This is a genomic window from Ruegeria sp. E1, from assembly GCF_056534225.1.
Window position 1 is genome coordinate 16,219 of sequence record NZ_JBQFPE010000003.1, and the last position, 20,109, is coordinate 36,327.

General features: G+C 58.8%; 21 protein-coding genes and 1 tRNA gene. 14 read left to right on the plus strand and 8 right to left on the minus strand.

Annotation, left to right across the window (positions count from 1 at the left end; all coding sequences use genetic code 11):
* Positions 1-9: 9 nt before the first annotated feature.
* From ACR0FG_RS03635 to ACR0FG_RS03645, 3 genes are all read right to left on the minus strand, one after another.
* Positions 10-804 (minus strand): ATP-binding cassette domain-containing protein, encoded by a 795-nt coding sequence (locus tag ACR0FG_RS03635; RefSeq protein WP_170717165.1) that lies wholly within the window; start codon positions 802-804, stop codon positions 10-12.
* A 1-nt stretch (position 805) separates the two neighbouring features.
* The gene (locus tag ACR0FG_RS03640) at positions 806-1,921 is read right to left on the minus strand and encodes an ABC transporter permease (RefSeq protein ID WP_480890211.1); all 1,116 of its coding nucleotides are present in this window, start codon (positions 1,919-1,921) and stop codon (positions 806-808) included.
* A gap of 80 nt (positions 1,922-2,001) precedes the next feature.
* Positions 2,002-2,949, minus strand: coding sequence for a sugar ABC transporter substrate-binding protein (locus ACR0FG_RS03645; RefSeq protein WP_480890213.1), 948 nt, complete (start codon positions 2,947-2,949; stop codon positions 2,002-2,004).
* A gap of 180 nt (positions 2,950-3,129) precedes the next feature.
* On the opposite strand from ACR0FG_RS03645, the gene ACR0FG_RS03650 reads away from it, so the two are divergent.
* A complete protein-coding gene (locus ACR0FG_RS03650) occupies positions 3,130-4,143 on the plus strand; it encodes a LacI family DNA-binding transcriptional regulator (protein ID WP_480890216.1) in 1,014 nt (337 codons plus the stop codon).
* On the opposite strand, the gene ACR0FG_RS03655 is transcribed toward ACR0FG_RS03650, so the two are convergent.
* Genes ACR0FG_RS03655 through ACR0FG_RS03665 form a run of 3 tightly spaced genes read right to left on the minus strand, consistent with a single transcriptional unit; the run spans position 4,134 to position 7,328 of the window.
* Entirely contained in the window at positions 4,134-5,294 is a 1,161-nt protein-coding gene (locus ACR0FG_RS03655; RefSeq protein ID WP_170717174.1) for a Gfo/Idh/MocA family protein, read from the minus strand. The two genes, ACR0FG_RS03650 and ACR0FG_RS03655, sit on opposite strands and share 10 nt — an antisense overlap.
* Positions 5,295-5,305: 11 nt before the next feature.
* Entirely contained in the window at positions 5,306-6,199 is an 894-nt protein-coding gene (locus tag ACR0FG_RS03660) for a sugar phosphate isomerase/epimerase family protein (protein ID WP_480890218.1), read from the minus strand.
* A 13-nt stretch (positions 6,200-6,212) separates the two neighbouring features.
* A complete protein-coding gene (locus ACR0FG_RS03665) occupies positions 6,213-7,328 on the minus strand; it encodes a Gfo/Idh/MocA family protein (protein ID WP_480890220.1) in 1,116 nt (371 codons plus the stop codon).
* 121 nt (positions 7,329-7,449) lie between these two features.
* On the opposite strand from ACR0FG_RS03665, the gene iolD reads away from it, so the two are divergent.
* From iolD to ACR0FG_RS03690, 5 genes are all read left to right on the plus strand, one after another.
* Positions 7,450-9,321, plus strand: coding sequence for a 3D-(3,5/4)-trihydroxycyclohexane-1,2-dione acylhydrolase (decyclizing) (gene iolD / locus ACR0FG_RS03670; protein ID WP_480890221.1), 1,872 nt, complete (start codon positions 7,450-7,452; stop codon positions 9,319-9,321).
* Positions 9,321-10,301 carry a 5-dehydro-2-deoxygluconokinase gene (gene iolC, locus ACR0FG_RS03675; RefSeq protein WP_480890223.1) on the plus strand — a complete coding sequence of 327 codons (981 nt, stop codon included), beginning with the start codon at positions 9,321-9,323 and terminating at the stop codon, positions 10,299-10,301. Before iolD ends, iolC begins: the two co-directional genes overlap by 1 nt.
* Positions 10,302-10,312: 11 nt before the next feature.
* Positions 10,313-11,152, plus strand: coding sequence for a 5-deoxy-glucuronate isomerase (locus ACR0FG_RS03680; protein ID WP_480890225.1), 840 nt, complete (start codon positions 10,313-10,315; stop codon positions 11,150-11,152).
* Positions 11,149-11,988 carry a class II fructose-bisphosphate aldolase gene (locus ACR0FG_RS03685; protein ID WP_480890227.1) on the plus strand — a complete coding sequence of 280 codons (840 nt, stop codon included), beginning with the start codon at positions 11,149-11,151 and terminating at the stop codon, positions 11,986-11,988. The genes ACR0FG_RS03680 and ACR0FG_RS03685 overlap by 4 nt, the downstream gene beginning before the upstream one ends.
* Positions 11,989-12,076: 88 nt before the next feature.
* Positions 12,077-13,015 (plus strand): hypothetical protein, encoded by a 939-nt coding sequence (locus tag ACR0FG_RS03690; protein WP_480890230.1) that lies wholly within the window; start codon positions 12,077-12,079, stop codon positions 13,013-13,015.
* Positions 13,016-13,545: 530 nt separating this feature from the next.
* Here the strand turns inward: ACR0FG_RS03690 and ACR0FG_RS03695 are convergent.
* Positions 13,546-13,646: transfer RNA gene (locus ACR0FG_RS03695), tRNA-Arg, on the minus strand.
* Between the two features lie 143 nt (positions 13,647-13,789).
* On the opposite strand from ACR0FG_RS03695, the gene ACR0FG_RS03700 reads away from it, so the two are divergent.
* The 8 genes from ACR0FG_RS03700 to ACR0FG_RS03735 all read left to right on the plus strand — a co-directional run bounded on the left by ACR0FG_RS03700 (position 13,790) and on the right by ACR0FG_RS03735 (position 19,520).
* Positions 13,790-15,118, plus strand: a complete 1,329-nt coding sequence (locus ACR0FG_RS03700; protein WP_480890232.1) for a tyrosine-type recombinase/integrase — start codon at positions 13,790-13,792, stop codon at positions 15,116-15,118.
* Positions 15,115-15,753: a hypothetical protein gene (locus tag ACR0FG_RS03705; protein ID WP_480890235.1), complete on the plus strand. Its 639-nt coding sequence runs from the start codon at positions 15,115-15,117 to the stop codon at positions 15,751-15,753. The genes ACR0FG_RS03700 and ACR0FG_RS03705 overlap by 4 nt, the downstream gene beginning before the upstream one ends.
* A 119-nt stretch (positions 15,754-15,872) precedes the next feature.
* Entirely contained in the window at positions 15,873-16,109 is a 237-nt protein-coding gene (locus ACR0FG_RS03710) for a helix-turn-helix transcriptional regulator (RefSeq protein ID WP_480890236.1), read from the plus strand.
* 117 nt (positions 16,110-16,226) lie between these two features.
* Complete coding sequence (locus ACR0FG_RS03715; protein WP_480890238.1) at positions 16,227-16,397, plus strand: hypothetical protein; 171 nt, start codon at positions 16,227-16,229, stop codon at positions 16,395-16,397.
* A 99-nt stretch (positions 16,398-16,496) separates the two neighbouring features.
* Positions 16,497-17,354, plus strand: a complete 858-nt coding sequence (locus tag ACR0FG_RS03720) for a DUF7146 domain-containing protein (protein WP_480890240.1) — start codon at positions 16,497-16,499, stop codon at positions 17,352-17,354.
* Positions 17,351-18,844 (plus strand): YfjI family protein, encoded by a 1,494-nt coding sequence (locus ACR0FG_RS03725; RefSeq protein ID WP_480890242.1) that lies wholly within the window; start codon positions 17,351-17,353, stop codon positions 18,842-18,844. The genes ACR0FG_RS03720 and ACR0FG_RS03725 overlap by 4 nt, the downstream gene beginning before the upstream one ends.
* Before the next feature lie 3 nt (positions 18,845-18,847).
* Positions 18,848-19,330 carry a hypothetical protein gene (locus tag ACR0FG_RS03730; RefSeq protein WP_480890245.1) on the plus strand — a complete coding sequence of 161 codons (483 nt, stop codon included), beginning with the start codon at positions 18,848-18,850 and terminating at the stop codon, positions 19,328-19,330.
* Positions 19,323-19,520, plus strand: a complete 198-nt coding sequence (locus ACR0FG_RS03735) for a hypothetical protein (RefSeq protein WP_480890248.1) — start codon at positions 19,323-19,325, stop codon at positions 19,518-19,520. The genes ACR0FG_RS03730 and ACR0FG_RS03735 overlap by 8 nt, the downstream gene beginning before the upstream one ends.
* Positions 19,521-19,638: 118 nt before the next feature.
* On the opposite strand, the gene ACR0FG_RS03740 is transcribed toward ACR0FG_RS03735, so the two are convergent.
* Positions 19,639-20,022 (minus strand): hypothetical protein, encoded by a 384-nt coding sequence (locus tag ACR0FG_RS03740; protein WP_480890250.1) that lies wholly within the window; start codon positions 20,020-20,022, stop codon positions 19,639-19,641.
* Positions 20,023-20,109: the final 87 nt, after the last annotated feature.

Genomic DNA, 20,109 nt, shown 5'->3' on the forward strand with positions numbered 1-20,109 from the left:
GTTATCCGCTCAAACCGTCCCGCCCAGCGAGCCCTCCAGCGTTGCCAGTTCCTGCCCGCCAGCCATCATGTCCTGCAACTCGTCCGGGGTGATCTGGCCGCGTTGGGCGGTGCCCAGGGTCTGACCCCGGTTCAGCACCGTGAAACGATCCCCGACGGCCATGGCGTGGCGGACGTTGTGAGTGATGAAGACGACCGCAATGTCCTGTTTGCGCACCCGGTCGATAGTGGCCAACACGTTCGAGGTCTGACGAACCCCCAGGGCCGAGGTCGGCTCGTCCAGAATAAGCACCTTGGCCCCGAAATAGACCGCGCGGGAAATGGCGACGGTTTGGCGTTCACCCCCTGACAGAGTACCCACCGCCTGATCCGGGCCGCGCAGGTTGATGCCCATTTTCTTCATCTCTTCCATGGTCACGCGATCCGCGAACTCATGGTCAAAGAACGACAGCCCGAACTGTTTCTTGGTGGGCTCGTTGCCCATGAAGAAATTGCGGCTGACGGACATCAGCGGGATCATTGCCAGATGCTGATGCACGGTGGCGATCCCGGCGGAAATCGCATCGCGCGGGTCTTCGAAATGCATCGGCGCGCCTTCAAAGATGATCTCGCCCTTGGTGGGCTTGTGAACACCCGACATGGTTTTGATAAAGGTCGACTTGCCCGCGCCATTGTCGCCCAACAGGCAATGGCATTCGCCGGGATAGACGTCCACCGACACCCCGGCGAGCGCAATGACGCTGCCAAAGTGCTTCTCGATGTTCTTCATCTGGATGATCGGGGCGTGTTCGCTGCGTGTGTTCATCTTAACGCTCTCCGGTAATCATGCGGCGGATATAGGTGTTCAGCACCACAGCGCCCAAAAGGATAACGCCCAGGAACACCCGGAACAGACTGGATTCGACGCCCGCAAAGAACAGGCCCTGCTGTACAACGCCAAAGATCAAAGCACCCAAAGCGGCCCCGATGACCGAGCCATATCCGCCGGTTAGCAACGCTCCGCCAATGACCACGGCAATGATCGCCTCGAATTCTTTCAGCAGGCCCCGGTCGGCCCCGGCTGATCCGAACTCCATCACCTGACAGGTCGCAAAAACACAGGCGCAGAAGGCGGTGAACATGAACATCGAAACCTTGACCCGGTTCACCGGAACACCCGAATTGCGCGCGGCTTCGGCATCGCCGCCAGCCGCAAAGATCCAGTTGCCAAAGCGCGTGCGGGTCAAAAGAATATGGCCGAAGACGATCAGAACGATGGCCCAGACCACCAGCATCGGCAATCCGTCCACAACAGGCTGGCCCTGACGGCTGCCGCGTGTGAAGACCTCGATCACGCCCATATCGCCCAGCCACTGGAAAAAGCCCTGCCCGATCTTGCCGCCGAAGATCGGCGCAAGCCAGTCGCCCTCGGCTGCGTCCCGGATGCCGCCAATGATGGTTTTGCTTTCCACCTTCTGCGGAATGTAGATGGTAAAGCCGCGCAGAATAAACAATGACGCCAGCGTCACGATAAAACTGGGCAGACCGGTGCGGATAACGATGAACCCGTTGATCGCCCCAATCAATGTGCACATGACAAAGGTCACAATGATGGCCAGCCACATGGGCCAGGCCAGAACCACGCCAAAGACCGCGATCATCATGCCCGCAAACCCGATCATCGAGCCCACGCTCAGATCGAACTCGCCCGAGATCATCAGCAGGCAGGCGCCGACGGCAATGATCATGAACTGCGCCGAAACCAGGGTCCAGTTCATGATGCCCTGTGGCTCGAACATACCGCTGTCGAACGCGGTCAGCAGAAAGAAGGTGAAGACGAGCACGGTTCCGCATATCCCACCCAGCTCTGGGCGGATCAGCGCGCGGCGCCACGCGGGTAACTCTTTTACCCGTTCGTCCCCGGATGTGGCAGTCTCAGCCATCTCAGGTCCTCCGGTATGGTGTTTTTGGCAAGTTTTGCGCTGGGGCGGCGCTGAATTGCGCGCTGCCCCAGCTTACAGGGTCAGCGGTATTCGCCCGCGAACTCTTCGACTTTTTCAAGACCGGCGGCGGTTACGAAACCGGGGCCAGAGTTGATGTTGTTGCCCGGCAGCACGCCATAGCGGTCCCAGTTGGTCAGGATGATGACCGGCATATAGGCCTGCAGGAACGGCTGCTGGTCGATACCCCAGTTGATCGTGCCACCCTTGATGCCTTTGACGATCTCTTCGCCCAGATCGAACGTGCCAAAGTGGATCTCACCAGCCAGCCCCATCTCATCCAGCGCAGCGATGGTCGGGTCAGCCGAAACCGGGCCCAGTGTCAGAACGCCGTCCACATCTTCGTTTGCGGTCAGATAGGCTTTGACCTTGTTCTTGATTTCCGCCGGGTCGGTGCCGGAATCCATCATCGCGTCGCCCAGTTCGATGCCCAGACCATCGGCATAGCCCCGGCAGCGTTCGCCCACAGTTGGCTGTTGGATCGCGTGGTTCACGCACAGGAACTTGGTCACACCTTCGCCCTTGGCCCGCTGACCGGCGGCAAAGCCCGCGTCATATTCGGGCTGGCCCACATACATCAGCGCACCAACCTCACGTGCCTGCTCGGGCGTGCCGGTGTTCATGATGATTACGTCGATCCCCTGATCGACCGCATTCTGGATCGGGCCTTTCAGCACGTCGAAATCAGCCAGCGTGGTGATGATGCCATCGGGGCTCGATGCCGCCGCCTGATCGATGATTCGCGCCATGTCGGCAATGTCACCGGTGGGCGGGTTGCGGTATTCGACCTCGACTCCCATCTGCTCGCCCGCAAGCGCGATGCCGTTCTTGATCGTGTTCCACCAGGTATCGCTGTCAGGTGCATGGCTTACCAGCACATAGTTCAACGAGCCATGGCCGTCAGCCACCGCAGCGACCGGTGCCGTCAATGCGCCCACGCCAATCGCAACGGATGCAATAAATGATTTCATGATGTCCTCCCAAGCTTTCAAAGGCAGGTTCCGGGACAGGCCCGGTGCCTCAGGCAAAACGGTAACGCCGATCAGATCATTTTGCAACCGGTTGCAATTTTCACAGGCTCAGCGCAGTCTGTAATCTGGGCGCGGTCCGTGCTAAGCCGCGTGCTGATCTGGGCGTGGTGAAAGAAAACGATGGCAGTAACCCTCAAGGATGTGGCGAAAAAGGCAGGCGTTTCCCGCTCGGCCGTTTCACGGACATTCACCGAAGGCGCCTCGGTTTCGGAAAAGACGCGCACCAAAGTCAAACGCGCCGCTGCCGAACTTGGCTACAGCCCCAATGCGCTGGCCTCCAGCCTGACGACCGGGCGAACCAAACTGATCGGGCTGGTCTCGAACAACTTTCACAACCCTCTGCTGCTTGAGGTTTTTGATCTGTTTACCCGGGGGTTACAGGATCGCGGCCTGCGCCCGCTGCTGGTTAATCTCACAGATGAGACCGACCCGGTGAACTCGATCCGCATGTTGCGTCAGTATTCGGTTGATGGGGTGATCGTCGCATCCTCGACCCTGCCGCCCAGCTTTGCCGAGGCGTTCAAAAACGCGGGCGTTCCGGTGGTGCATTCCTTTGGCCGTTTCACGCCCTCGCCGCATGTGCATGTGGTTGGCATCGACAACGTGGCCTGTGGGCGCATGGCCGCCGACGTGCTGATATCTCGCGGATACACACGCATCGCCTTTCTGGGCGGGCCCGAATCCGCCACATCGACTCAGGATCGCACGCGGGGGTTTGTGGAAGCTGCCAAAACGAATCCCAACATCACGGTCAGCACCAGCTGCGCGTCGGCCTATTCGTTTGAAGCAGGCCGCGCAGAGATGACAAAACAACTCTTCGAGAACCCGGCTCAGGCGTATTTCTGCGGCGATGACGTGATTGCCATCGGCGCGCTCAGCGCGGTGCGGGATGCGGGCCTGTCCGTGCCGGATGACGTCGGCCTGATCGGCCTGAATGACATGGAGATGGCAAGCTGGCAGAACATTGATCTGACCACGATCCGGCAGCCGGTGTCCGAGATCATCCGCGCCTCGATCGACCTTGTAATCGACACGATTGAAAACCCCGACCGGCTTGCCGAAACCCGGCTGTTTCCCTGCCGGATCATTGAACGGCGGACCCTGCGCCCGCCGTCAGACTCGGTTCAATCCTGAAACATCGGTGGGCGGGCGTCCAGCCATGCGCCCTCCTGCTTGCCGCTTTCCGCAACCGCATATACCGCCGCCATCGACCGCAACCCATCTTCAGCTCGGGGGTAAAGATCAGCCGCCGGATCGGGGCTTACACCCGCATTGGCCGCACTGATAACCTCGGCAAGATCCTTGTAGATATTGGCAAAAGCCAGCGGCATCCCTTCGGCATGGCCAATGGTGACGCGGGTTGTGCGATCCGCTTCGGGGCTCAGATTGGCCTCGCCACGTTCCAGCACCTGCAACCGCCCGCCCAAAGGCATCCAGTACAACTGGTTCGGATGCTCTTGCGACCACCGCAAACCGCCCTTTTCCCCGAACACCTGTAAGGTCAAGCCATGCTGACGCCCAATGGCCACGGATGAGGTCCACAGCCGCCCCACAGCCCCGCCATCAAACCGCAGATTGACCTGCGCATCATCCTCAAGAACCCGACTTGAGATACAGGACGCGATGTCGGACGACAGACGCGACACCTGCTGGTTGATGACAAACGACGCCATATGCAGCGCGTGAATGCCGCAATCGGCAAACTGTGCCGAAACCCCGGCCTGCGCGGGATCGTACCGCCAGCGCACGCGCGGATTATCTGCATCCGCCGCATCGGCATGGTGGCCGTGAGCAAACTCGGCCACCACCAGCCGGATCGCCCCCAGATCACCCCGCGCCACCATCGCCCTCATATGTCGTACAAGGGAATAGCCGGAATAGCCGTAATTCACCGCGCAAATGCGCCCGACGGACTGGGCAATCCTGACAATCTCCTCGCCCTCTTCAACGGTCATGGTCATGGGCTTTTCACACAGCACGTTGAACCCGGCCTCAAGAAAACCCTTGGTAATCTCGTAATGCGTCGCGTTTGGCGTCGCGATGGTCACCAGATCGATACGGTCGGGGCGGTTGCGTTCCCCCTCCAGCATCTCGCGCCAGTCACCATAGGCCCGGTCAGCGGCCAGACCCAATCGCTGCCCATATTCGCGGCCCGCGTCCGGGCGATGATCCAGCGCTCCGGCTGCGAATTCAAACGCGCCATCCAGCCCAGCGCCCAAGCGGTGCGCCGGCCCGATCTGACTTCCTTCGCCGCCTCCGATAAGGCCCCATTTCAGTTTCGCCATGGCAGTGTTCCTCAGTTGAAACCGGTGGATTCAAGATATTCACGGTTGGCCCGCGCATCATCGATGGGGCTGACATCCAGCGTCGGATCGCAATCCTGCTCGACGGTGCACCACCCTTTGAAACCTGCATCCAGCAGGATCTGGCGCACCGCCGGGAAATCGACATCCCCCTGCCCGAGATTACAGAAAATCCCCTGACCGCAGGCATCATAAAACCCGGTGCCCTTGTCGATCACATCCGCCTTTACGACCGGATCAATATCCTTGAAATGCATATACGAGATACGGTCGATATGGCGCTTCATGAATGCCACCGGATCGAACCCGGCATAGGAATGATGGCCGGTGTCAAAACAGATCTTCAGAATGCTCTCATCGACCTCATCCAGCAGGCGTTCCAGTTCCGGCTCAAAGTCCATGAACCCCGCAGCGTGGGCATGGATACCCACAGTCAGACCATATTCTTCGGCCCCCATCTTGGCGACATGGGCAATCCGGTCGCGATACGCCTCCCACTCCTGCTGGTTCATTTGCTCTGCCGCGTCGGCGCGACCCGCCGTGGGTGCGCGGCGGGGCGAGATTGAATCGATCAGCACCAGATGCTGCGCCCCATGCGCCACCAGCGCCTTGCAGGTCCGCACCGCGCCATCCAACACATCGTCCCACTGGTCCGCGTCGTGGAACGCGCGGAACACGACGCCTCCGATCAGGTCCAGTTCATGCTCCGACAGTGCCTCGGACAGAATGGCCGGGTCTTCGGGCATGAAGCCCACCGGTCCCAGCTCGATCCCTTTGTACCCGGCTTCGGCGCAGTCTTTCAAAACGCTGCGCCATTCCGGATTGCGGGGGTCATTGGCAAACTCAACACCCCAGGAACAGGGCGCATTGCCGATACGAATTGTCATACCCGGGGTCCTTTCAATCTTGCGGTACGGGTAGCCAGCGACCGGTTTCGGCCGAGGCAAATGCAGTGTCAATGACGCGCGAAACGGCCAGCCCATCGCGGAACGTCGGCCAGATTGGCGTCTGCGTCGCAATGGCCTGCAGGAAATCCCGCGCTTCGATAATGATCTGATCCTGATAGCCGGTCCCATGCCCCGGCCCCTGACAGAATTGCAGGTAATCGGGGTGATCCGGCCCAGTCAGGATCTTGGTGAACCCGCGCGTCGCATCCGGGCCTTCGGCCTGATACAGCCAGACGGCATTCTGATCCTCCTGATCAAAGCGGATCGCGCCCTTGGTGCCGTGGATGTCATAGGCGTATCCCATCTTGCGGCCCGTCGCGGTGCGGCTGAAATGCAGATGGCCCGAGGCCCCGCTTGCGAACCGCACCATCATCTGCGCCTGATCGTCATTGTCGACCGCAACCGGACCCTCGGCACCCGGTCGGGTCGCATGGATGGTCTCGATCTGGGCTGAGAGCGTATCGATCGGCCCCATCAGCGCCAGTGCGCAATTGACCATATGCGGCGCAAGATCCCCCATCGTGCCATTGGCTCGGCCTTCGGTCCGCCAATTGGCGGCCAACTCGGGATCGGCCAGAAAATCTTCGGTATGCTCGCCGCGAAACCAGGTCACGTCGCCGATCACCCCATCCGCCAGCAGCTTGCGCACAAGCTGCGTTGCGGGGGTGCGCACATAGTTGAACCCGATCATGTTGGTCAGGCCCGATGCCTCGGCAGCGGCAACCATAGCCTCGCCATCCTCTAGCGACGCGCCCAGCGGTTTTTCGCAGAACACTGGTTTGCCCCGCGCAAAAGCAGCCTCGGCAATGGCGCGGTGCGTGTGCTGGGGCGAGGCAATCACAATGGCCTCGACCGCCGGGTCTGCAACAACCTCTTGCCAGTCGGCCCCTGCCCGCGCAAAGCCATAAGCCTTGCGGTACCGTTCGGCCGATGCGGGGCTGGATGCGGCAATCATTTCCAGCCGCGGGCGCAACTCGGTGTCGAACACCGCGCCGACCGCAGACATAGCCACAGCATGGGCCTTGCCCATGTAGCCGCCGCCGATCAGGCCGATCCCGATTTCAGCCATGACGCGCCCTCCCCTTCATCATCTTGTTGCAACCGGTTGCAAAAGTCGTATCCTGAGCGCGGGCGCTTCGCAACTGTCAATCGACGGCACCGCGCCGCATTTCGACCCGCAAGGAGGTAACATGACCCCGTCAGGAAAAACGATCAAACTGACGACAGCCCAGGCGATTGTGCGGTATCTCGTCAATCAGTTCATCGAGATCGATGGCGTTGAAACCCGTATATTCGGCGGGGGTTTCGGCATTTTTGGTCACGGCAACGTCCCTTGTCTGGGCGAGGCGCTGTATCCGGTTCAGGACATCCTGCCGCTCTATCGCGGGCAGAACGAACAAAGCATGGGCTTCGCTGCTGCCGCCTATGCCAAATACCACCTGCGCCGCCGAATCATGTTTTGCACCGCCAGCGCCGGCCCCGGCACCGCGAATCTGCTGACAGCCTCGGCATTGGCCCATGCCAACCGGCTGCCGATGCTGATGCTGTGCGGCGACACCTTTCTGACCCGCCTGCCCGATCCTGTCCTGCAACAGCTTGAGCATTTCGGGAACCCGACACTGGGCGTAAACGACGCGTTCAAATCCGTGACCCGGTTCTGGGACCGCATCACGCATCCTGCGCAGGTCATTCAGTCCCTTCCCGCGGCACTGGCCACAATGCTGGACCCCGCCGATTGCGGACCCGCCTTTCTTGGCCTGCCGCAGGACGTGCAAGGCTGGACCTATGACTACCCCGAAGAGTTCTTTGCCCGCCGCGTCCACCGCATCCGCCGTCAGGCCCCGGATGTTGCCGAAATCGCCGATGCTGCCGCATTGCTGCGCAACGCCGAACGCCCGATGATCATCGCGGGCGGCGGGGTGCAATATTCCGGCGCGGTTGCGGAACTGACGAGTTTTGCCGAAACCCACGGCATCCCTGTTGTCGAAACCATCGCAGGACGCGCCAATCTGTTGGCGGACCACGCCCTGAACATCGGCCCCATCGGCGTCACCGGCTCGGACAGCGCAAACGCGATTGCCGAGCGCGCAGATGTGGTTCTGGCCGTTGGCACAAGGTTGCAGGACTTCACTACAGGATCCTGGACCGCCTTTGCCAAAGACTCGAAATTTATCGGCCTGAACGTAGGACGGCATGATGCGATCAAACACCTGTCGCATCCCGTAGTCGGCGACGCCAAACTTGCGCTTTCTGCACTGCAAGCCGCCATGGACGGCTATCGCGCCCCGGACAGTTGGACCGCGCAGGCGCAGGCCGAGCGCAAGACATGGGATGCCTATGTCGAAGAAAACACATCCTACGGCAACCGGCCCAATTCCTACGCGCAGGCCATTGGCGTCGTAAACGCCCTCTGCGACCCGCGCGACCGGGTGGTGGCGGCTGCGGGCGGATTGCCTGCCGAGGTCACCGCCAACTGGCGCACGCTGGATATCGGCACCGTCGATGTTGAGTTCGGCTTTTCCTGCATGGGTTACGAAATCGCAGGCGGCTGGGGTGCGCGCATTGCGCAGTCCGAGGGTGAGGCGGATCAGGACACAATCGTCTTTACCGGCGATGGCAGCTATCTGCTGATGAACTCGGATATCTATTCCTCGGTGCTGTCGCAGAAGAAACTGATCATTCTGGTGCTCGACAATGGCGGCTTTGCGGTGATCAACAAGCTGCAAAACAACACCGGGAACGAAAGCTTCAACAACCTGATCAAGGATTGCCCAACGATCCCCGAGGCCTTTGCGGTGGATTTTGCCCAGCACGCCGCCGCCATGGGGGCCAACGCCGAAACCGTCGCCAACCCGGCAGAGCTGGGTGATGCGTTCAAACGCGCCAAAGCATCGGACAAGACCAGTGTTATTGTCATGAATGTCGACGCCTATGACGGCTGGACCACACAAGGCCATACCTGGTGGGAGGTCGGCACGCCTGAGGTCTCCGACAACCCCAATGTCCGCGAAAAACATGCCGAGATCGAAGCCGAACGCGCCAAGCAAAGGCAGGGCGTGTGATGACCGATCTCTCACGTCTTTCCGGCAACACCTTCGTGATCATCGGACGCGCGGGCATGGACCTGTACCCAGACCCGCCCGGCACCAAAACCGAAGAGGCGACGCAGTTCTTTTCCTGCCTAGGCGGCTCCTCCGCCAATATCGGGGTCGCCCTGACCAAACTGGGTGCAAAGGCCGATCTTGTCACCTGCGTCGCGGATGACGCCATCGGGCGCTTTGCCCTGAACGAGCTGGACAAATACGGGATCGGACGCGCTCATGTGCGCTCAGTCGGTGGCGAGGCCCGCAATTCACTGGCGGTTGTGGAAACCCGGGTCGAGGATCATCAGTCGGTCATATACCGCAATGGTGCCGCTGATTTCGAAATGACCAAGGACGATGTGGACGCCGTGGATTACAGCGCCTATTCGGCCCTGATCACCACCGGCACGGTGCTGGCCGCCGAGCCCTCGCGCAGTGCAGCCTTTCACGCCTTTGATCTGGCGAAACAGGCCGGGCTGCCGCTGATCTTCGACGTCGACTATCGCCCCTATTCCTGGCCCTCAGCGCAGGTCGCGGCAGATGTCTATTCCCGCGCCGGGGCGATGTGCGACGTGATCGTCGGCAATGATGTCGAATTCGGCTTCATGGCCGGAGACTACGACCGTGGCCTCGACAAGGCGCGCGAATTGGTCGCCAACGGCGCTGCCATCGCGGTCTACAAAATGGGCGAGAAAGGCGCGATCACGATCACGCCCGAGGGCGAGATTGAGACCGGCATCTATCGGACCGAGGCCCTGAAACCCACCGGCGCTGGCGACAGTTTCATGGGCGGGTTTGTCTCGGGTCTGGCAGATGGTCTTTCGGTACGCGACGCCGTTCTGCAAGGCTCGGCCAGTGCCGCCATGGTCGTCGCCCGCGTCGGCTGCGCCCCGGCGATGCCGACACGCGCCGAGCTTGACCAGTTCCGCGCCCAACATGCTGGCCCGAACGCGGCCTGAAAGGATACGCCATGCACATAGCCCCCTTCGACAACCAGCAAGCCCCAATCGTAGACGTGGATGACGCGCATGTTCCGCTGGTCTATTTCAACATCGTCAAACTGAAAGCCGGTGAGCATTTCGACTATCGCGTTGCAGGGTATGAAACCTGCGTCGTCCCTGCGACCGGCACGGTCACAGTGGAAACGGCCGGGGAAACCTATGCCGATATCGGCAACCGGGGCGAGGATGTCTGGGATGGTGAACCCGAAGGCGTCTATATCCCCACCGACACCGGCGCGCGGATCACCGCTCGAACCGATACCGAAGTGTTCATCGCCGGCGCAAAATTCGCCGAGACCCTGAAACCCTTTGCCGTACGACAGGCCGAGCTGGACCTTGTCCAATACGGCTCGGACGACACGAAAACCCATCGCAAGATCAAGCACATCCTTGGCGCGGCGCATCACGACCGCGTTGGCCGCCTGCTGGTCAGCGAGCTGTTCACCGTTGGCGAGGGCGGGTGGTCGGGCTTTCCCAGCCACAAGCACGACACCGACCGTTTGCCTGACGAAAGCCGCCACGACGAATGCTATAACTTCCGGTTCAAACCGAACTACGGCTCGGGGCTGCAAATGCTACAGCGGGTCGATAATGAACCGGGCGATGCCTATCACATCGTCGATGGCTCGACCGTACTGATCGACAAGGGCTATCACCCCTGCTGTGTTCTGCCGGGGTACCAGATGTACTATTTCACTATCCTAGGCGGGCAAAGCCAGCGCAGCCTGAAACAGTATTTCCAACCCACCCATGCCGAGCAGTTGCACACCATCCCCGGGATCATGGACATGGTGGCCAAGTTCAAATGACATTGGCGACCCTTTCCGACGTTCTTCGCCCTGCGTTGGCTGGGGGCTATGCGGTGCCCGGTCTGGTTTGTCTGGGCTGGGAAGACATGCGCGCCTTTGCGATGGCGGCACAGGCCGAACGCGCACCGGTTATCCTGCAGGCCGGTCCGTCCTGCCGCGCCCATACCCCGCTGCCGGTTCTGGGGGCCATGTTCCGCAATCTGGCCGCCGCGGTCGACGTACCAGTGGTCGCGCATCTGGATCACGGCTATACGCTGGATGAATGCCGCGAAGCGCGGGATGCAGGCTTTACCTCGCTCATGTATGACGGATCGCAAAAGCCCCTGCAGCAGAATATCGAGGAAACCGCGACCGTCGCGCAGATCGCGGCTCAGGCCGGGATTTCCTGCGAGGGCGAGATTGGCTTTGTCGGCTATTCCGGCGGCAAGGAATCGGCAGGCACCGACCCGGACGAGGCTGCCAAATTCGCCCGCGACACCGGCGTTGATGCGATGGCGATTTCCGTCGGCAACGTGCACCTGCAACAAAACAAAGAAGGCGGTCTGGACGTAGATCGCATCCGCTCGATCGAGGCCGTAACGGACATCCCATTGGTCATTCACGGCGGCTCGGGCGTGCCACTGGCCCAGCGGGCTGACTTGTCGGCCCAGTCGAAGATCTGCAAATTCAACATCGGCACCGAACTGCGCATGGCCTTTGGTTCGGCACTGCGGGATGCGGTCATGGCCGATCCCGACCGATTTGACCGCGTGGCGATCCTGAAAGACACGCACGACCCGGTCGAGGCCACCGCCCGCGCGGTGATCCGCGGACTTGGGGCCTCGGGGCGGGCATAGACCCACACCAGCTTGAAAAGACAGACATCGCCCAATAGGGTCCGGTCAGGCTGCGCCGCAGCAAGACGCTAATGAAAAGATCGCCTCTATGCCCCTGACCAGCGCCCAACGCAGCTATTGCACATCCCGCATCGACCCATGGCGGACCGTGATGGCGCAGGAGCCGATCTCGGGTACACCGGTGGTGATTTTTGCCATTCCCCTCATTGCCCGCGACAAGGCGCATGACTGGGCGCAGGTTTGCGCCAACCTCAAGCGCACGATCGGAACCCTGCAGCGGCAGACAAATCCGAACTGGAAGGCCGTCATCTGCAGTCAGTCCAAACCCGATGGCATCACCTTTGATGATCAGGTCCGGTTCCTGCCCTTCTCGGAACAGATCGACGGCAATGACAGCACACGCAAGCGCAGGGAAATCGCCAATCATTGCCAAAGCACGGAAACAGGCGACATCTACCTGTTCAAGCTCGACGCCGATGATTTTGCCCATCCCGCGCTGGTGGAGCATTTGATCGAAACCCGCGCGACCGAAGGTTATCTGATCGATCGCGGCTATATGTTCGACACCGCATCGCACCGGATCGCACCTCTGAACCGCGCGACAAAAGAGGCGATCCGCGCGCAGGAAGGCCCGCTGGGGCTGGCCATGATTCCCCGGCGCCTGAATGATCTGTTTCGCAGGGTAACCGGCCGAAACCTGGCCAAATTCCCGCCGCGCCTGTCCAAGATGCGTTCATTCGGCTCGACCTGCGGGTCCTGCGTGGCCTGGCGCTATCGCTGCGGCGACAAAGACCAGGCCAACATCATCATGCCCGAGATCGACCACAGGCTGATCCTGCCCGCCAATCAGGATGGCCTGATGCGCCTGCACCCCGTGCCCTTCAACGCCATGGTTTATGTGGTCGGCCACGGTGAGAATATTCAGCAGACCAAAGGGCGTTTGCCTTATAAAATCAGGTACATAGATGAATTCGCACTGCCCCCGGATCAAGCAGAGCAGGTGCTGGGTGAGTTTGGCGTCAGCTAACTGTAGCGCCCGGCTTTGACCTGAATCGCAAGCGAAACGAATGTCGCAAGAACGCCAAAGGCGTGGCAGGATATTCGTGTCTCAGGTTTAATACCGGGCGCTTTAAGCCGGGTTCGCGCACCACCTGCAAAAAAGGGGTGCGACGCGCCGAACTCGCTACCCCCTCGGTCAATCATCAGACAGGATCGGGCGCGTCGCCTGTTCTTCCTATCGCGTCAGAATGTCTGAAATATGTCTGAACAGTGAAATCCGACCCTACGGGAAACCCCCAATATTCAGGATCACTGGGATTTGATAGGTTGAATTCAACGGACCACTTTCATCGATCCGTGTACCCCCTCCAAGAAAAATAGAGAGAGGGGCTGGTCAAGACCCCCTCACCCAGCCCCTCGCACCACCTTTCACTCTCAATCATTTGTGAGACGGCGGTTTCTCCCCTGCAGGCCCGATCCGGGCCGCAAGGTTACTATAGCACAAAACCCCACCAAAATCGCCCCGCTATATTTGGGGGGTTAAACGTATGAAATGATTGGCGATCCCGCGAGGACTCGAACCCCGAACCTGCTGATTAGAAGTCAGAAGCGGCGTAAAATCCTGTGATTGTCCATATTCGTCCATGACAATCTGCCCCGGTCCAATTGCTACAGTAAATTCATATATTTTAGGGCATTGCCTGTATTGTCCCCCAATCAAAAAGCGTATATAGTTGTCCATACTCGTCCACCAGTATCCAGCCCACCTTGTCCCCCAGATGTCCCCCAAAGGAATCAATCAGTGAAAATAGAACTCACACACGGATTTCTATCTAAGCTGAAACGGCCAGATACGGGGCGAATCGAGATATCCGATATGAAGCGCGCAGGCCTGCGTTTGAGGGTTTACCCGACTCGGGCGGTTTGGATGTATGAGAAGCGCGTTAAGGGTGGAGCCAAGCGAAAGCACACCTTTGGCACTTACTGCACATGGTCCCCTGCCGGTAAGCGAGAGGATGGGGGAATCGGTCTTTCAGATGCCCGCGCTTTGGCTCTGGAAATCGAAGCCGAAGCGGCAAGAGGTTTTGACCGGGTGCTAGAGGCTCAAGAGCAACGCTTGGAAAAAGAGCGCGCAGCGGCTCGAATCCAAACCGTTCAGGAAGTCATCAATCTGTATTCTGATTTGAAGCTCAAGAACCTGAAAACAGGCGGTGAGCGAAAGCGACAATTGGAACTGGCCCTTGATGCGCATCTATCCGAACCCTTCCCGAGCCTGACGCGATCCATCCTACAGAAGGCCATTGACGACAAGGCCAAAGAGGGACGCCTGATAATGGCTAACCGCATTCGTGCGGCACTCAAGGCAATGACGCGCTGGGCGTGGCGTAGGGAATACATCGACCAAGACCCCGGCAGCAGGTTGGAGCGGGCTACGAAAGAGAGAATCCGCGACCGGGTGCTATCACTGGATGAGGTGCGGGAAATCTGGGCCAAGTCTTTTGATATGGGAGACCTTTGGGGGCCTGTGATACGGTTGCTGATACTAACTGTTCAGCGCCGGGGATCTATAGGCGCGCTTGAGTTGGCAGAGGTGGAGATTGATAACAGCCGCTTCAAAAAATCCGTTTCTCAAGAAAAGAACGACCGAGGGCATACAACACACCTTTCCCCGCCTGCTCTTGCGGAAGTACAGGCAGCGATAGAGCGGCTTGAACAGATGAGGGCCGAGAATGGGGAGGTTCAGAAAAAGCGGAAACGCGGCAGGCCCCCTGCTACATCTGCTACTTCTGCTACACCGGAATATCTGTTCACAACCACAGGCCGCACCCCTGTGTCAGGGTGGAGTGACATGAAAGAAAGCCTTGATGAGCTTCTTGGTGATGATTTCGAACCTTGGCGGCTTCACGATTTCCGCACCGCGTTTGCAACCCATATGGCCGAACGTGGAGTATCTGAATCGGTGGTGGATCGTGTCTTAAACCACGCCGCCACGGCGTCAAAGGCCAGTGCGGTTGCCCGTGTCTACAATCAGGCTGAATTGCTGGCTGAGCGCGCCGTTGCGCTGGACAAGTGGGCAGAACTGGTCACACAGGAAAGCGCTAACGTGGTTGCGATTGGGGGCGAAAAATGAGCCCGGAAAAGCGAAGGGCATACGAGGTTATCGAGACTGCCCAGAAAGAGAACCTTTGGGGGATGCGTCGGTTCAAGATAGATTCTGACACTTATGTGCTTCTTCATCAGATTTGCCATGCAATAGAAATCCTCAGCGGCAACCTTGAGCGGCCAATGCAAGACTGGATGCCAGTGTCTCAATTAAAGCTATTGAGGGCGCTGGGCGATTGCGAGGTTACTGCAAGGACGCAGGAAACAAACACAGTCATCCCCGGTGATTCATGGCCAACTGAAATCGAAACAGCGTCTGAGGCGTTTGACGCCGATTTTTGGTGCGGCGCTATTGAGCGCGATGAGGACTGCCGAGGCTTTCGCGGACACCTTCCCGTGGTACCGATTGAAGATGCAACCTCCTGGCTGGCGCAATTTCAAATGCTTGAAGCGAAGCCCGGAAACCCGTTTTCCACGACCGCCGAAAGAGAATCCGCATATAATAATTGGCTTGATACGATCCCCGGCAGAAATCCCACCGTTAGTCAGCGTGAGGCGTGGCGCAATGCGCACGGCATCAGGCGAGATGTAGAACGCCACATGTGGGAGACACACAAACCCGAGGATGGCTCAAAGCCGGGGGTGAAACCCAAAAAGGGCTAATTCGCGCGAGAATCTATCCATATTCGTAAATGGCGCGAATGGCGCGAATTCGGCGGCATTTTCGGCGCGAATAGCACCTGCCACCCTCTGTGTATCGAAGCAACGCAGAGGTGAGCAGGATGGATAGAAACGATCAAATCAATTCCACCGATACCGAGCCGCGCAGGGACCATCCAAGGCCAAGGGCTACGGATGTGAATGGCGCATCTCAATACACCGGCATGTCTCGCGCAACTCTGTATGCCGAGATGAAGGCAGGCAATCTGAAGTTCGTCAAACTTGGTGGCGCAACTCGTCTGGAATATGGCGAGTTAGACCGATGGTTTGATGCGAAGGTAAAAGCGTCTGCCGCATAAACGAAACCCGCGCACCATAGGTCAATATGGGCACGGGGCATTTCGTTTTCAGTCATTGGCAGGACTGCAACAAATGTAACGTGTTCTGACCTAAAGCGCAAGCTTGAGGAATAGAGCATGAGCTTGAAATATTTCAGCAATGACAATCGCCGCGAACCCGCCAAACGCTTTGGCGTAGCCCCGGTGTTCAACCCCAACAACGACAACAACCCGCCGCGCGAGATGCTGCGCGACTGCCCCATTCTGGCGTGTCACTGGTTCGGCGTGGATTTGGGGGTGCTGTCATGAGTACCTTTACCCTCCAAGTCCAGATTCTACGCCGCCAATACGGTTTATCAGAGGCCGCAGCAAGACTGGTTGCCCTGTTGCACTACGGGGAGTCACGCCATGAACGCTGAATCGCTGACATTCAACCTCGGTGGTGTCTGGCGCAATGGACGGGGCTCTGCGCCCTGTCCTGTCTGCCAGCAGGAGCGCCGCAAAGACCAGAACGCGCTTTCCGTGTCTGAATCCGGGGGCAAGCTATTGCTCTACTGTTTCAAGTCCGGTTGCGTGTTCAACGACATTGCCGACGCGGCCAATGTTCCCGCCAGTTCTGCGCGGATTGACCCGCAGGCACAGCGTGAGGCCGAACAGAAGCGAAAGGAATACGCAGAAAACAAATTGCGGCAGGCGCGCGGTATCTGGGAGGCATCCCGGCCCATTGAGCGCACCAAGGCCGAGGCTTATCTAAGGGCGCGGGGCATCACCTGCCCCCTTCCTCCGTCCCTGCGATTTGTCCCTGATATCTTCCACGGCCCGACAACATCGTGGGCAATGGCAATGGTGGCCAACGTCACGACCGGCGCAATTCACCGGACATTCTTCGATAAGAAGGGCGTCAGGCTCACGACCAGCCCGAAAATGATGCTGGGTAGCTGCGCTGGCGGCGCTGTGCCTCTGTCAGAGGCCGATGGGCCGCTTGTGGTGGCCGAGGGCATAGAAACTGGCCTTTCCCTGCTGTCTGGGCTGCTCAGCGGTCCTGCAACGGTGTGGAGCGCGCTCAGTAGCTCGGGAATGAAGGCCCTGCGCCTGCCGAACAAACCCGGGGCGCTGATTATCGCAACAGACGGAGAACCAGCCGGACGGGAAGCGGGCGACAAGCTTGCATCTCGGGCACATGCCCTTGGCTGGGATGTATCATTGATGCCCGCACCAGACGGGCAGGATTGGAATGACGTCCTAAGAGACGGAGCAGTGAAATGAACGTAGCACAGGCAGTACCATTTGAACCCGCAACCCAATGGCCGGACCCGGATATGAACATTGGGCAACCAAGTCGGCCCGCCGCGCCGGTCATGTCGCCGGATGAATTCAACCATGTCTATGGACCTTGGGCAGATTGGATTACCACAGCCGCCGAGGTGAAGGGCACACCAAGGGATTACATCGCCCTGACCCTATTAAGCGCTGCCAGTGCTGCCATTGGCAACTCTCGATGGGCGGTGCCTTGGGAGGGCTGGAAAGAGCCCCCGGTGCTTTGGTCGATGCTGGTTGGTGATCCCTCCGCAGGCAAAAGTCCCGCGCTTGATAGTGTGCTGGACCCGGTTAAGGAAATAGAACGCAGCCTATCCGAAGACTACAGGCGCGCGCGCGATGAATGGGAGAGTGAAAACGAACTCGCATCATTCGCTCTGGCACAATGGAAAGCAGATGCCAAAACCGCGCTGGCTGATGGTGCCGAACCCCCTGCAAAGCCAACAGAAGCAGATGCAGGCAAACCGCCCGTTCGTGAACGTATCAGCATCACCGATATCACCACGGAAAAAGTTGCCGACCTGCTGTCATCTACATGGCGTGGGTTGTTGCTGGCGCGTGACGAGTTGTCTGGCTGGTTGTCCAGTATGGACCGCTACAACGGTGGCGGTGACCGTCCGTTCTGGTTGGAAGCCTACGGCGGTCGCAGTTACACCATAGACCGCAAAAACAGCCCCGAGCCCATTATTGTCGAACACTTGAGCGTTTCGATAGTTGGCGGCACACAGCCTGACCGCCTCTCGGATCTTCTCGTCAAAGCGGACGATGACGGGTTGCTTGCCCGGTTCATGGTTGTTTTCCCTGACCCGGTTCCACTTTCCCGCCCTTCACGAGGCATGAGCGACCAGAGCATGATTGACGCAATAAATCGCCTTCGGGGTTTACAGCACTCCGTGTGTGAAGATGGCGGCAAGCGTCCCTTCTACGTCCATTTCAGCGATGGTGCAGCCGATATCCTGGACAAGTTTCGCGCCCAGTGTCGGGAATGGGAAACTGATGCAGCAGGCCTGTTCAAAAGCCATATCGGCAAAATGCCGGGGCTTGTGGTGCGCATCGCCAATGTCTTGGCCCATCTCGACTGGGCAGCAACTACCGGGACAGACTGCCCGTCACAGATTGAGGCGTTCCATGTTGGCCGTGCGTGTGACCTCGTAGGCGACTATCTTAGGCTTCATGCCTTCCGAGCCTATGGAGCGATTAAGCCCGCGCCAGAGGTCGAGGGTGCACGAGTGATTGCCCGTATCATCCAAGACGAACAACTGACCGGCTTGAAGGTCCGTGACATACAGCACCGCAACCGCTCCGGCTTAGGGACCGCTAAGCAGGTGCAGGCCGCGTTGTCTGTTCTGGTTGATGCGGATTGGCTGCAAGAAATCAAAATCGACACCGGGGGCCGTCCGTCTGTGGTCTATGCCGTCAATCCGAAGTTGGGAGGTTAAGTTATGGGGCGTTGGTCTGAACTCGCACGAAAGTATGACACTAACCCTGTTACCTTTACCGACAACCGGCCAAAACCGGCAAAAAGGGTTCAGAGCGTTGAAAACAAGGGCTTTGGCAAACCAGAGCCGAACCGGCAAGAACCGGCAGAAACCCCAGAGCAAAACCAAGCCGGGGACTTTCTGCCACTTTCTGCCGCAACGAGCGGAGACGACGAAACCCCTGCAAATAAGGCGGCTCAGACCTTTTTGCCGGTTTCTGCCATGTGTCGGCGGGTAGATACCGTAAAGGAACGCGAACCACCCCAGCAGTCCCCAAATCCGGGGCCAGTGCCCGATAAGGTCGGCGTTGGCGGCAGGCCCGTCACATGGACCGGCAAGGTAGTCAGTCTGGATGAGTGGCGGCGTCTGACGGATTGGGAGCGCCACGGCCCAGACGGGCGCGTGTGGAACGGAAAAACTCAGCAGTGGGAAAAGCAGAATGGATAGAATCGAGATTGACGGCGGGGTTATCACCAAAGGTGAGGATATAGGGCAGCAGCTTTATTGTGTCTCGCTCAATGAGGACGGCGCAGAATTGGTGCTGTGGGATGGCCCGAGCTATGGCAGGGCTTTGCTTGAGGCGCAGCTTTGCTCAGTCAGCTTTGGATTGCCTTTGGTCGACTCGGTGGCGGCATGATGGCTCATGAGGTCATACAGCCCCTGCCGGTTTATTGCAGGCGGTCTATGTGCAAGTTTTTCTTACTAAGAATGCTCCGGTCCGTTTTGGCAACAGGCGCATGTGAAAAAATGCAACATCATGACAAGGCAATGACTGCTATCCATCCACCCAATAAAAAGAACAATGAGACAATGGAAAATGCCAACACCAGCATCCGCCTTGTGGCTATTCTTCGATATATCACCTGAACCATCTGCTTCCGCTCTCGCAACCACTTTTCATATGCCCGTTCTTCAGGGCTGATATGGTTTGCAGTTTTCTTCGAGTATTTTGCAATTTCGTCTGGCGTTGGCACGACTAAAAGACCTCTAAGCCTCTTCCGACGCTGAAAGGCTTGAAACTTCAGAACTAAAACGCTCGTTGCCTTGTAGAGCAGTCCGATTAGACCAGCGCAGGCCGTAATCGATCCTATTATCACCGCGTACTGAGATGCGAGTTGCTGTACTTCTTCTAAAGTCAATTGAAAACCTGCTGAAATTCCATCTCGCTACCATGTAAACCCTACATTGAAAACAAAGAGAAATCTCCAGCCGATTTGAGGTGCTAT

Excerpts from the sequence above, each read along its gene's own strand:
- ACR0FG_RS03635 (WP_170717165.1), bottom strand. The coding sequence starts at position 804 with ATGAACACACGCAGCGAACACGCCCCGATCATCCAGATGAAGAACATC.
- ACR0FG_RS03685 (WP_480890227.1), top strand. The coding sequence starts at position 11,149 with ATGACATTGGCGACCCTTTCCGACGTTCTTCGCCCTGCGTTGGCTGGG.
- ACR0FG_RS03710 (WP_480890236.1), top strand. The coding sequence starts at position 15,873 with ATGGATAGAAACGATCAAATCAATTCCACCGATACCGAGCCGCGCAGG.
- ACR0FG_RS03720 (WP_480890240.1), top strand. The coding sequence starts at position 16,497 with ATGAACGCTGAATCGCTGACATTCAACCTCGGTGGTGTCTGGCGCAAT.
- ACR0FG_RS03645 (WP_480890213.1), bottom strand. The coding sequence starts at position 2,949 with ATGAAATCATTTATTGCATCCGTTGCGATTGGCGTGGGCGCATTGACG.
- ACR0FG_RS03680 (WP_480890225.1), top strand. The coding sequence starts at position 10,313 with ATGCACATAGCCCCCTTCGACAACCAGCAAGCCCCAATCGTAGACGTG.
- ACR0FG_RS03640 (WP_480890211.1), bottom strand. The coding sequence starts at position 1,921 with ATGGCTGAGACTGCCACATCCGGGGACGAACGGGTAAAAGAGTTACCC.
- ACR0FG_RS03725 (WP_480890242.1), top strand. The coding sequence starts at position 17,351 with ATGAACGTAGCACAGGCAGTACCATTTGAACCCGCAACCCAATGGCCG.
- ACR0FG_RS03690 (WP_480890230.1), top strand. The coding sequence starts at position 12,077 with ATGCCCCTGACCAGCGCCCAACGCAGCTATTGCACATCCCGCATCGAC.
- ACR0FG_RS03735 (WP_480890248.1), top strand. The coding sequence starts at position 19,323 with ATGGATAGAATCGAGATTGACGGCGGGGTTATCACCAAAGGTGAGGAT.
- iolC (WP_480890223.1), top strand. The coding sequence starts at position 9,321 with ATGACCGATCTCTCACGTCTTTCCGGCAACACCTTCGTGATCATCGGA.
- ACR0FG_RS03705 (WP_480890235.1), top strand. The coding sequence starts at position 15,115 with ATGAGCCCGGAAAAGCGAAGGGCATACGAGGTTATCGAGACTGCCCAG.
- ACR0FG_RS03660 (WP_480890218.1), bottom strand. The coding sequence starts at position 6,199 with ATGACAATTCGTATCGGCAATGCGCCCTGTTCCTGGGGTGTTGAGTTT.
- ACR0FG_RS03715 (WP_480890238.1), top strand. The coding sequence starts at position 16,227 with ATGAGCTTGAAATATTTCAGCAATGACAATCGCCGCGAACCCGCCAAA.
- ACR0FG_RS03650 (WP_480890216.1), top strand. The coding sequence starts at position 3,130 with ATGGCAGTAACCCTCAAGGATGTGGCGAAAAAGGCAGGCGTTTCCCGC.
- ACR0FG_RS03655 (WP_170717174.1), bottom strand. The coding sequence starts at position 5,294 with ATGGCGAAACTGAAATGGGGCCTTATCGGAGGCGGCGAAGGAAGTCAG.
- ACR0FG_RS03665 (WP_480890220.1), bottom strand. The coding sequence starts at position 7,328 with ATGGCTGAAATCGGGATCGGCCTGATCGGCGGCGGCTACATGGGCAAG.
- iolD (WP_480890221.1), top strand. The coding sequence starts at position 7,450 with ATGACCCCGTCAGGAAAAACGATCAAACTGACGACAGCCCAGGCGATT.
- ACR0FG_RS03730 (WP_480890245.1), top strand. The coding sequence starts at position 18,848 with ATGGGGCGTTGGTCTGAACTCGCACGAAAGTATGACACTAACCCTGTT.